We start from the raw sequence: 11,015 nt of genomic DNA, 5'->3' as shown, positions 1-11,015 counted from the left end.
CCGCCGATTCTTCCTCCGCCACCACGCTTTTCCCGCCGGGGAAGGATGCCTCAGCGGGGCAACGGGCGCCGGGAGCTGATCACTCCGGTGTCGAACCCCGCCAGGTGCAGCCCGCCCGCGAACCGGGCGTGCTCGATCTTCACGCACCGGTCCATCACGACGTCCAGCCCGGCGCCGCTCGCGCGTTCGGCCACCGGTTCGTGCCACAGGCCCAGTTGCAGCCACAGGGTGCGGGCGCCCGCTTCGATCGCTTCCTCGGCCACCCCGGGCAGGTCCTCGTGCCTGCGGAAGACGCTCACCAGGTCGAGCCCGCCCGGAACGGCCGCCAGCGCGGGGTACACCGGGTGGCCGAGCAGTTCCTTCAACCGGGGGTTGACGAAGGTGACCCGGTAGCGGCTGGAGGACAGCAGGTAGGTGGCCACGAAGTAGCTGGGGCGCGCGGGATTGTCCGAGGCGCCGACGAGGGTCACCGACTCCGTGCGGTCCAGGATCGCCCGCCGCTGCCGCGCGGTGGGGGAGGTCCAGGTGCCGGTCACCGCGTCACCGCCTTCGACGCCGCCGCCAGTGCCTGGTCGATGTCCCACAGGATGTCTTCGACGTCTTCCAGCCCGACGGAGAGCCGGATGAGGTCGGGCCCGACCCCGCCGGCGCGCAACTGCTCTTCGGACAGCTGCTGATGCGTGGTGGAGGCGGGGTGGATGACCAGCGAACGCGCGTCGCCGATGTTGGCCAGGTGCGACAGCAGTTCGACCGATTCGACGAACCTTTCGCCCGCGGGGCGGCCACCCCTGACGCCGAAGGAGAACACCGCGCCCGGACCCTGCGGCAGGTACTTCTTCGCGCGGTCGTGGTGCGGATGGCCGGGCAGCCCGGCGTAGGCCACCCACGCGACCCGGTCGTCGGCGTCGAGGAACTCGGCGACCGCCTGGGCGTTGCGCACGTGCGCGTCCATCCGCTGCGGCAGCGTTTCCACCCCCTGGAGCAGGAGGAAGGCCGAATGCGGGGACAGCGCCGCGCCGATGTCCCGCAGCTGTTCGGCGCGCAGCCGGGTGCAGAACGCGTACTCGCCGAAGTTCTCCCAGTACTTCAGCCCTCCGTAGGAGGGCACCGCCTCGGTCATCCGTGGGAACCTGCCGTTGCCCCAGTCGAACCGGCCCGACTCCACCACGATCCCGCCGAGTGTGGTGCCGTGCCCGCCGAGGAACTTCGTCGCCGAGTGCAGCACGATGTCGGCGCCGTGCTCGATCGGACGGCACAGGTAGGGCGTGGCGAGCGTGGCGTCCACGACGAGCGGGATGCCGTGGGCGTGCGCCAGATCGGCCAGGGCGGACAGGTCCGCCACGGTCCCGCCGGGGTTGCCGATCACCTCGGTGAAGATCAGCTTGGTGCGGTCGGTGATCGCGGCCGCGTAGTCCTGAGCGGTGTCTCCCGCGACGAACGTGGTGTCCACGCCGAAGCGCCGCAACGTGCCGTCGAGCTGGGTCACGGTGCCGCCGTAGAGGCCGCTCGCCGCGACGATGTGGTCCCCGGCCTCGGTCAGCGCGGAGAAGGTGAGGAACTCGGCGGCCTGGCCGCTGGCGGTGGCGACCCCGCCGATCGCGCCCTCGAGGCTGGCGATCCGCTCCTCGAAGGCGGCCACCGTCGGATTGCCGATGCGCGAGTAGATGTTTCCGTACTTCTGGAGTGCGAAGAGGTTCGCCGCGTCCGCCGCGTCTTCGAACACGAAGCTCGTCGTCTGGTAGATCGGTACCGCCCTGGCACCGGTCGCGGCGTCGGGCAGGCCGCCGGCGTGCAGGGCCCGGGTCCGGAAGCCCCAGCTTCGTTCACTCACGCCAGTGACGTTACCCAGTGGGACCGTCACGGGCCATGGTTCCCAGGCCTTGATCGCCCGTGTTCCCCGCTCCTCGCGCGCCGCTGCCGGACTCAGCCGAGCGCTTCACGCAACCGCCGCAGCCGGTCGGCGGGGACCTGCCTCGGGCAGCTGAGGCATTTCGGCTGCCCGGCCTGATAGAGCAGGCAGCAGGAGGCCCGGCGCACCACCACGGTCCCGGCGACCTCCGTGAAGCGGGGAAGCGGCAGGCCCCCGAGCGAGGCGACCAGCGGTGCGGCGACCTCCCGGGCCCGTTCCGGCTGCCCCGCCCACAGCAGGCGGTTGGCGATCGAATCGGTCGCGACGGCCCGCAGCGCCGCGGCCCGGGCGCCGCTGACCGACTCGACGGCCGCGATCACGGGATGGATCGCGGCGGCCAGCGCGGGTCCCAGTTCGCCACGGAGGGGACGGGAAGAGGTCGCGCCGAGGAGGGTGCCGTCTTCGAGCAGGCTCACGGCGAGCGCGTCGAGCGCCGGGTCGGCCGGGTGCCCGGCCCGCATCAACCCCTCGATGGCGGGCGCGACCAGGACCGAAGAGGCCGAGTACCACCAGATCGTGCCCAGCACCGGCGGCTTCGCCGGACCGTGACGCCGCCGTGTGAGTGCGATCTGCCCCCGCACCCAGCCGGGGTCGGCGAGCGCCGTGCCGGGCACCGTGCTCACGGCACCCGCCGATACGTCGTGATGGCGACCGACAGGGTGGCCTCGCGCGGCTCGTCGAGCCGGTCCAGCCGGGTGAGCCGCTCGGGGTGGTGTGCGTTCGGGCCCATGCCCACCACCTGGCGCACCTCGTCGGGAGTGAGCGTGAGCGTCCTCGTGTACGGCTCCCTCGCCACGAGTTCGAAGTACCCGCCGAGGGTGGCTTCGATCCGCTCCTGTTTGCGGTCGTCCACCTCGAGCAGGTCGACCACGGAGGCCAGTTCGCGCAGGTGCCCCGCCTGGGGGGACACCACGACGAGGCCGCCGCCGGGGCGCAGCACGCGGTGGAACTCCGGCCCGTTGCGCGGCGCGAACACGTTCAGCACCACCGAGGCCGTCCCGTCGGCCACCGGCCAGGGCCGCCAGAGGTTCCACACCGCGGCCCCCAGCCGCTCGTGCGCGCGGGCCGCGCGCCGCAGGGCGAGGGCCGAAACGTCGAGCGCGAGCCCGGTCGCCGCGGGCAGCCGGTCGAGCACGCGGGCGAGGTAGTAGCCGGTACCCGCCCCCGCGTCGACGATCAGACCCGATCGGGTGAGCCGGGCGGCCTGCTCGGCGACGCGCTCGGCCACCGGCGCGTAGTGCCCGGCGGCGAGGAACGCGACCCGCGCGGCCACCATGTCCGCGGTGTCGGCGGTACCGGCGGGCACCTTGGCGTGCAGGAGGTTCACATACCCCTGTTTCGCGAGGTCGAAGGCGTGACCGCGGGGGCAGCGCAGGCTCCGGTGCTCCGGCCGCAACTCCTCCGAGCAGACCGAGCAGCGCAGGGCCCGCACGACCGGCGCGGGCAGGCCGGTGGTGCCGGGAGCGGTCGGCGTCATGGCCCCATCACACCAGAGCCGCCGGTGACGCTCGGCGAGACCCGCACGGGGCCGGGTCCTCCCGGACGGAGCAGCGAAGCGGGGAGCCCTCGCGGACCGTGATCCATTCACGGAAAGTATCTGACAACGACGTTTCGTGAATGTCGCCCGGTGGTGGCGTGACCGGAAACACGCTCGTAACAACCCGGGGATCACAGTTCACCTCGGTGAAACGCGGCACGCCGCCCGGTGAAACACCCCGAATAAAAACTCGCGTCAATACCTCGTAACCGGGAGGACGATGTGCTGAACGCGGGAGACACCGCATGGGTGCTGGCCAGCGCCGCGCTGGTCATGCTCATGACACCAGGGTTGGCGTTCTTCTATGGCGGCATGGTTCGCGTGAAGAGCGTGCTCAACATGCTCATGATGAACTTCATCTGCTTGGCGATCGTATCCGTGCTGTGGGTGCTCTACGGCTTCGGTGAGTCCTTCAGCTCCGACGCCTTCAGTGGCCTGATCGGCAACTTCCACAACGCCGGCTTCGCCGACACCTGGGGCAAGCTCGCGGGGTACGCGGTCGCGGCGACCGACTCCTCACCCGCCGTGGCCTGGCCCGGCAACGACGCGATCCCGGTGCTCGCGTTCGCGATGTTCCAGCTGATGTTCGCGATCATCACCCCGGCCCTGATCTCCGGTGCGATCGCCGACCGCGTCAAGTTCTGGGGCTGGTCGCTGTTCGTGGTCCTGTGGGTCACCATCGTCTACTTCCCGGTCGCGCACTGGGTGTTCTCCTTCGACGGCTTCATGGGTGTCGACTCGGCGGGCGGCTGGATCGCCAGCAAGCTCAAGGCGCTCGACTTCGCCGGTGGCACCGCGGTGCACATCAACGCCGGTGCCGCCGGCCTCGCGCTGGCGATCGTGCTCGGCAAGCGCAAGGGCTGGCCGAAGGACACCGGCCGCCCGCACAACGTGCCGTTCGTGCTGCTGGGCGCCGCCCTGCTGTGGTTCGGCTGGTACGGCTTCAACGCCGGTTCCGCGCTGACCGCGGGCGACCTCGCCGGTGTCGCCTTCACCAACACCACCGTCGCCACCGCGGCCGCCGTCCTCGGCTGGCTGCTCGTCGAGCAGATCAGGTTCGGTAAGCCCACCACCCTCGGCGCGGCCTCCGGTGCGGTCGCCGGCCTCGTCGCGATCACCCCGGCCTGCGGTTTCGTCACCCCGCTCGGCTCGATCGCCATCGGCGTCATCGCCGGTGCGGTCTGCGCGCTGGCCGTCGGCCTCAAGTACAAGCTGGGCTTCGACGACTCGCTCGACGTGGTCGGCGTTCACCTCGTCGGCGGCATCATCGGCACCCTGCTGATCGGGTTCTTCGGCACCACCAAGGTCAACTCCGCGGGCGCGGACGGCCTGTTCTACGGCGGCGGCTTCGCCCAGCTGGGCAAGCAGGCGATCGCGGCCTTCACGGTGCTGGCCTTCTCCTTCGTGATCACCCTGATCATCGGCTTCGTCATCAAGAAGGCCGGCGGCTTCCGGATCAGCGAGGAGGACGAGGTTTCGGGCATCGACGAGGCGCAGCACGCGGAGAGCGCCTACGACTTCGGCGGTTCCCTGCTCGGTGGCCACGGCCCCGGCACCCCGGTTTCCCTGGCGCCGAAGAACGTGACCCTGGAAGGAAGCAAGGCATGAAGCTGATCACCGCGATCGTCAAGCCGTTCACCCTGGACGACATTCGTGCCGCACTCGAGCAGCTGGGCGCGCTGGGCATGACCGTCAGCGAGGTCCAGGGCTACGGCCGCCAGAAGGGCCACACCGAGGTCTACCGGGGCGCCGAGTACGCCGTGGACTTCGTGGCCAAGCTCCGGGTCGAGGTCGTCACCGACGACACCACCGTGGAGAAGGTCATCGAGGCGATCGTCAACGCCGCCCACACCGGCAAGATCGGTGACGGCAAGGTGTGGGTGACCCCGGTGGAGACCGTGGTCAGGGTGCGCACCGGCGAGCGCGGAACGGACGCGCTGTAGGCGATGGCACTGGCTCTAGGGGGGGAACTCGTCAAGGCGGCCAACCTGCTGCTGGAGGGCCGTCACGGGCGGCTCGGCGCGGCGGCGCTGCGGGCCGCGCTGGTCGACCTGTACGAGTTCTGGCTGAACAAGGCCGCCGCGGCGGCCGGCGTCGACACCGCTGAACCCGGTGTCGCGCTGGTCGCCGTCGGCGGGCTCGGACGGCGCGAAACGGTGCCGTTCTCCGATCTCGACCTGGTCCTGGTGCACAACCAGAACCCCCGCGTCGGCGAAATCGCCGACGCGCTGTGGTACCCGTTGTGGGACGCGCGGATCGGCCTCGACCACTCCGTGCGCACCCCGGCCGAGGCCCTGCAGGTGGCGTCGGAGGATCTGCGGACCGCCATGGGCCTGCTCGACGCGCGTTACCTGGCCGGGGATTCCGCGCTGGCGGAGCGGCTGGCGGGCGCGGCCAGGGACCAGTGGCGGCGCACCGCCCGCAAGCGCCTGCCCGAACTGGTCGAATCCACCCGCAAGCGCTGGCAGCTCTCCGGTGAGATCGCGCAGTCGGCGGAGCCCGACCTCAAGCACGGCAAGGGCGGGCTGCGCGACCTCGGTGTGCTGCGGGCGCTGGCCGCGGCCCAGCTCATCGACCGGCCGGGGGAGGAGCTGGTGGCGGCCAAGGAACTCCTGCTGGACGTGCGCACCGAGCTGCGCCGGGAGCTGCGCCGCAACCGGGACATCCTGGGCGCCGCGGACGCCGAGCTGGTGGCCGCCGAACTCGGTTTCGGCGACCGGTTCGCGCTGGCACGCAAGCTCGCCGGGGCGGGGCGCGCGGTCGGCTACGCCGTGGACGTGGCCCTGCGGTCCACTTCGGACGTCCCGAAGAGCCGGTTCGGGCGGCGCCCGAACCGGACCCCGCTGGACGAGGGGGTGGTGCTGCACGGCAACGAGGTGGCGCTGGCGCGGGACGCCGTGCCCGCCAAGGATCCCACGCTGCTGTTGCGGGTCGCCGCCGCGTCGGCCCGCACCGGGGTCCCGATCTCCCACGGCACCCTGCGCACGCTCGCCGATTCCGCGCCGGAGCTGCGGACCCCGTGGCCCCGGGACGCGCAGGACGCGCTCACCGAAATGCTCGGCGCGGGCGAGGGGCTCATCGACGCGGTGGAGGCACTGGACCGGACCGGGCTGTGGGCCCGGCTGTTCCCCGAATGGGGGGCGATCCGCGATCTGCCGCCGCGCTCGCCGGTGCACGCCTGGACGGTGGATCGGCATCTGGTCCAAACCTGTGTCGCCGCGGCAAAGCTCACCACCACGGTGTCGCGGCCAGACCTGCTGCTGCTCGGCGCGCTGCTGCACGACATCGGCAAGGGCCGGGAGGCCGATCACTCCGAACTGGGGGCGGCGATCTCGCTGCAGGTGGCCCGGCGGATCGGGCTGCCGGAGCCCGATGCCGCCACGGTTTCGGCCATGGTGCGGCACCACCTGCTGCTGGCCCACACCGCCACGCGGCGCGACATCGAAGAGCCGACCACGATCAACCGTGTGGTCAAGACGGTCGACAACGACGTGGTGCTGCTGGAACTGCTGCACGCGCTGACCGAGGCCGACTCGGTGGCGACCGGTCCGGGCATGTGGACCGACTGGAAGGCCGGACTGATCGACACCCTGGTGTCGCGCTGTCGCCAGGTGATGCAGGGCAAGGGATTCCTGCCGCCCGAGCCGCTGGAGGAAAGCCACCGCGAGCTGATCGCCGCGGCGGTGCGCTCCGGCCGGGGCGAGGCGCTGATCACCTCCGACGGGAACACGGCCACGGTGGTGCTGGCGGTGCCTGCGAGCAGGGAACTGCTCGCGCCCGCGGCGGGTGTGCTCGCCCTGCATTCGCTGGAAGTGCACACGGCGATGCTGCGCAGCCACGGCGAGGGCAGGGCGGGCATCTTCACCGCCTCGCCGAAGTTCGGGTCGCTGCCGGACAGTGCCCTGCTGCGTGAGCAGTTCGGCCGCGCGGTGGCGGGAAGGCTGGTCCTGGAAGAGAAGCTGGCGGCCAAGGAACGGGACTACCAGCTGCCGATCCGTTCGGTGGCCAGGCCGAAGGTGTTGTGGTTCGACGACGAGACCGCCGGTTCCACCACCGTGGTGCTGGAACTGCGTGCCACCGACCGGATCGCGCTGCTGTACCGGGTCGCGGACGCCCTGCAGTCGTGCGGGGCCGTGGTGCGGTGGGCGAGGGTGGCGACCCTCGGCGCGGCAGTGGTCGACTCGTTCGCCGTCGCCCCGGCGAGCGGGAAGCTGGACCAGGCGTGGCGGTCGCGCGTGGAACAGGCGGTGCTGGCCGCCGCCGCCTGAGCCGCGCGACACCCATCCGGGGGGTGTCCGGCCGCGCGCGTGTGTCGTGGCGGGCCCGGCCGTCCCCCGGTGGCAGGATGACCGCCATGCCGGAGCTCGAGCCGACCCTCCTGCCCGTGACGGTGGCCTCGTCCCACCTCCGCGCCTGCGCCGCCGAAATCGACGGCGCGGGGGGAACCGAGGCCGGGGATCTCATCCCCCTCCTCGGCGACCTCGTGACCGCCCAGCGTTCGCTGTCCCGTGCGCTGATCCGGCTGTCCGACCGGGTCGAAGGCGCGCGCCACGGCGTTCTCGCCGCGGCCCCCTCGCCCGAGATCGACGCGCTCGGCGAGGTCCTCCGTGCGGCGGCGGGCGCCTTCGGCTATTCGGCCGACGCGCTCGCCGAAAGCGCACCGCTGGCCCGGGTGCTGGTGGAATTCGCCGGGCCCGACACCCGTTTGTAGCTATTCGCACACCTGTGCTGGTCGATACCATTTCAGGATGCGGAGTGTTTGGAAAGGCACCATCGGTTTCGGCGGTTACGCCATCGCGGTGCGGGCCTACAGTGCCACCGAGGACCGTCGCGGCCCGTTGCACCAGGTGCACACCGCCGACGGCGGCCGCATCCGGTACCAGCGGGTCTGCGAGGTGTGCGGGCCGGGCGAGGAGGAGGTGCCCGCCGAAGAGGTCGGCAAGGGCTACGCGCTGCCCGGCGGCGACGTGGTCGTGCTGACCGAGGAAGAACTCGCCTCCTTGCCGCTGCCCACCGCGAGCTCCATGGAGATCCTCGGTTTCGTGCCGCCCGCCCGGATCGACCCCCGGTATCTGATCAGGACCTACTACCTCGAACCCGAGGTGGTTTCCACCAAGCCCTACGTCCTGCTGAGCGAGGCCCTGCAGCAGGCGGAGAAGGCCGCGCTGGTGAAGGTGGCGATCCGGCAGCGCGAAACCCTCGGCGCACTGCGCGTGCGCGACCAGGTGATCATGCTGGACACCCTGCGGCGGCACGATGAGGTGCGCACCCCCGACTTCCCCTTCCTGCACGAGGAGGTCGACCTGCACCTGGCGCAGGTGCGGGCGGCCGCCCGCCTGATCGAGAACCTCGCCGGGGATTTCGATCCGGCCCGCCACGGCGACGAGAGCACCGCGGCGCTGACGGCGCTGATCGAGGCGAAGGTCGAGGGGCACGAAGTGGTCCGGCCCACCGCCGCGGCCCAGGACGAGGGGGTGGAGAAGCTGCTCGCGGCGCTGCAGGAGGGTGCGCACGCCCGCACCGGCGAGGACCGGGACGGCGAGGCTCAGGACACGTCCGAATCGGTGCGGAAGGCGAAGGCGGCCGAGGACAAGGCGGCCGGGGCGGCCTCGAGCGCCGCGAAGGCCGCGGCCAAGCCGGGCACCGCTGCGAAGTCCCGTCGCTGACCAGGGTCGAAAAAGCCGGGAAAAAGCCGTAGCAGTCGCGTCACGCACCGGCACCCGGGTCGTTTCACCCGTGCCGGCAGGCCGGAGCGAGGCCGCCCGAGTAGATCTACCTACGCCTACTTGGGTGTCTTCACGCTGCCTCCCGCACCCTCTCGCCGGGCAGGCTGAACCCCGCCGTCACCGTGGGCGTTCCCGCCCGGTACTGGGGGTCCGGCGAGGCCGCGCGGCTCACGGCGCCGCCGGGGGGGGGCAGGCGTACGGGTGGCTCGGCGAGGGGGCGAGCCACCCGCACGCGCCGCCCTGGCAGGCCCGGTGCGGCGGGCGGCTACCCTGGTCTGCGGAGCAACCACGACCAGCTGGAGCGTGCACCCCCGTGTTCGACACCCTCTCCGACCGGCTCACCTCGGCCCTGCAGACACTGCGGGGCAAGGGCAAGCTGACCGACGCCGACATCGACGCCACGGCGCGCGAGATCCGCATCGCGCTGCTGGAGGCCGACGTCGCGCTGCCCGTGGTCCGCGAGTTCATCGCGCAGATCAAGCAGCGGGCGAAGGGGGCCGAGGTCTCCGGCGCGCTGAATCCCGCGCAGCAGGTCGTCAAGATCGTCAACGAGGAGCTCATCGGGATCCTTGGCGGCGAGACCCGGCGGCTCAACCTCGCCAAGAACCCGCCGACGGTGATCATGCTCGCCGGTCTGCAGGGTGCCGGTAAGACCACGCTCGCGGGCAAGCTCGCGCTCTGGCTCAAGAAGCAGGGCCACGCGCCCCTGCTGGTCGCCTGTGACCTGCAGCGCCCCAACGCGGTCACCCAGCTCCAGGTGGTCGGCGAGCGGGCCGGGGTCACCACGTTCGCCCCCGAACCGGGCAACGGCGTCGGCGACCCGGTGGACGTGGCGCGCCGCGGTGTCGAGGAGGCCCGGCACGCGCAGCACGACGTGGTCATCGTCGACACGGCGGGTCGTCTGGGTGTCGACGAGGAACTGATGCGGCAGGCCGCCGACATCCGGGACGCGGTGAAGCCGGACGAGACGCTCTTCGTCGTCGACGCGATGATCGGCCAGGACGCGGTGACCACCGCCGAAGCCTTCCGTGACGGCGTCGGTTTCACCGGCGTGGTGCTCACCAAGCTCGACGGCGACGCCCGCGGTGGTGCCGCGCTGTCGGTGCGGCAGGTCACCGGCCAGCCGATCCTGTTCGCCTCCAACGGCGAAAAGCTCGACGACTTCGACATCTTCCACCCGGACCGGATGGCCAGCCGGATCCTGGGCATGGGTGACCTGCTCACCCTGATCGAGCAGGCCGAGCAGGCCTTCGACGCCGAGCAGGCGGAGAAGGCCGCCGCCAAGCTCGGTACCGGGCAGCTGACCCTGGAGGACTTCCTCGAGCAGATGCTCGCGGTCCGCAAGATGGGCCCGATCGGCAACCTGCTCGGCATGCTGCCGGGCGCGGGCCAGATGAAGGAGCAGTTGGCCCAGGTCGACGACAAGCACCTCGACCGGCTCCAGGCGATCATCCGGGGGATGACCCCGGCCGAGCGGGCCGACCCGAAGATCATCAACGGGTCCCGCAGGCAGCGGATCGCGGTGGGCTCCGGCGTCACCGTGCGCGAGGTCAACGACCTGGTCAACCGCTTCTTCGAAGCCCGCAAGATGATGCAGCAGATGGCCGGCCGGTTCGGCTTCGGTTTCGGCGGGGGCGGCGGGAGCAAGGGCAAGAAGGGTAAGAAGGGCAAGAAGGGCAAGGGACGCGGCCCGACGCAGCCGAAGATGCGCGGAGGTTTCCCCGCCGGCATGCCGATGCTGCCGCCGGGCACTGGCGGCCCGGACCTGTCGCAGCTCGGTGGCGGGCTGAACGACGTGCCGGGCTTCGACCCGAGCAAGTTCAAGCTCCCCAAGAACAAGTAA

The 11,015-nt window shown here is 71.5% G+C and carries 10 protein-coding genes; 6 read left to right on the top strand and 4 right to left on the bottom strand.

The genetic code is table 11. The features are described 5' to 3' along the window. Positions 1–50 precede the first annotated feature (50 nt). The 4 genes from ORV05_RS25020 to ORV05_RS25005 form a co-directional block, all read right to left on the bottom strand. Entirely contained in the window at positions 51–536 is a 486-nt protein-coding gene (locus tag ORV05_RS25020) for a CoA-binding protein (RefSeq protein WP_268754446.1), read from the bottom strand. Beyond that, positions 533–1,831: an O-acetylhomoserine aminocarboxypropyltransferase/cysteine synthase family protein gene (locus ORV05_RS25015; RefSeq protein WP_268754445.1), complete on the bottom strand. Its 1,299-nt coding sequence runs from the start codon at positions 1,829–1,831 to the stop codon at positions 533–535. The genes ORV05_RS25020 and ORV05_RS25015 overlap by 4 nt, the downstream gene beginning before the upstream one ends. A 92-nt stretch (positions 1,832–1,923) precedes the next feature. Beyond that, on the bottom strand, positions 1,924–2,532 hold the full coding sequence (locus tag ORV05_RS25010) for a (2Fe-2S)-binding protein (protein WP_268754444.1): 609 nt from the start codon (positions 2,530–2,532) through the stop codon (positions 1,924–1,926). After that, the gene (locus tag ORV05_RS25005) at positions 2,529–3,386 is read right to left on the bottom strand and encodes a putative RNA methyltransferase (protein WP_268754443.1); all 858 of its coding nucleotides are present in this window, start codon (positions 3,384–3,386) and stop codon (positions 2,529–2,531) included. Before ORV05_RS25005 ends, ORV05_RS25010 begins: the two co-directional genes overlap by 4 nt. A gap of 282 nt (positions 3,387–3,668) precedes the next feature. On the opposite strand from ORV05_RS25005, the gene ORV05_RS25000 reads away from it, so the two are divergent. From ORV05_RS25000 to ffh, 6 genes are all read left to right on the top strand, one after another. After that, positions 3,669–5,054, top strand: a complete 1,386-nt coding sequence (locus ORV05_RS25000) for an ammonium transporter (protein WP_268754442.1) — start codon at positions 3,669–3,671, stop codon at positions 5,052–5,054. Then, positions 5,051–5,389: a P-II family nitrogen regulator gene (locus ORV05_RS24995; RefSeq protein WP_144592253.1), complete on the top strand. Its 339-nt coding sequence runs from the start codon at positions 5,051–5,053 to the stop codon at positions 5,387–5,389. The genes ORV05_RS25000 and ORV05_RS24995 overlap by 4 nt, the downstream gene beginning before the upstream one ends. A 9-nt stretch (positions 5,390–5,398) precedes the next feature. Next, positions 5,399–7,714 (top strand): [protein-PII] uridylyltransferase, encoded by a 2,316-nt coding sequence (locus tag ORV05_RS24990; RefSeq protein WP_268759888.1) that lies wholly within the window; start codon positions 5,399–5,401, stop codon positions 7,712–7,714. A gap of 86 nt (positions 7,715–7,800) precedes the next feature. Then, complete coding sequence (locus tag ORV05_RS24985) at positions 7,801–8,157, top strand: hypothetical protein (RefSeq protein WP_268754441.1); 357 nt, start codon at positions 7,801–7,803, stop codon at positions 8,155–8,157. Between the two features lie 37 nt (positions 8,158–8,194). Continuing rightward, positions 8,195–9,112 carry a non-homologous end joining protein Ku gene (gene ku / locus ORV05_RS24980; RefSeq protein ID WP_268754440.1) on the top strand — a complete coding sequence of 306 codons (918 nt, stop codon included), beginning with the start codon at positions 8,195–8,197 and terminating at the stop codon, positions 9,110–9,112. A 373-nt stretch (positions 9,113–9,485) separates the two neighbouring features. Next, on the top strand, positions 9,486–11,015 hold the full coding sequence (gene ffh, locus ORV05_RS24975) for a signal recognition particle protein (protein ID WP_268754439.1): 1,530 nt from the start codon (positions 9,486–9,488) through the stop codon (positions 11,013–11,015).

This window comes from Amycolatopsis cynarae (assembly GCF_026802195.1).
GTDB lineage: Bacteria > Actinomycetota > Actinomycetes > Mycobacteriales > Pseudonocardiaceae > Amycolatopsis_E > Amycolatopsis_E rhizosphaerae.
Note: the sequence above shows the minus strand (reverse complement) of the source record. Positions and strands in the feature narration are given on the sequence as shown.

Bases quoted from the DNA above. Each gene is read 5' to 3' on its own strand.
- ORV05_RS25005 (WP_268754443.1), bottom strand. From the start codon at position 3,386: ATGACGCCGACCGCTCCCGGCACCACCGGCCTGCCCGCGCCGGTCGTG.
- ORV05_RS24985 (WP_268754441.1), top strand. From the start codon at position 7,801: ATGCCGGAGCTCGAGCCGACCCTCCTGCCCGTGACGGTGGCCTCGTCC.
- ku (WP_268754440.1), top strand. From the start codon at position 8,195: ATGCGGAGTGTTTGGAAAGGCACCATCGGTTTCGGCGGTTACGCCATC.
- ORV05_RS24995 (WP_144592253.1), top strand. From the start codon at position 5,051: ATGAAGCTGATCACCGCGATCGTCAAGCCGTTCACCCTGGACGACATT.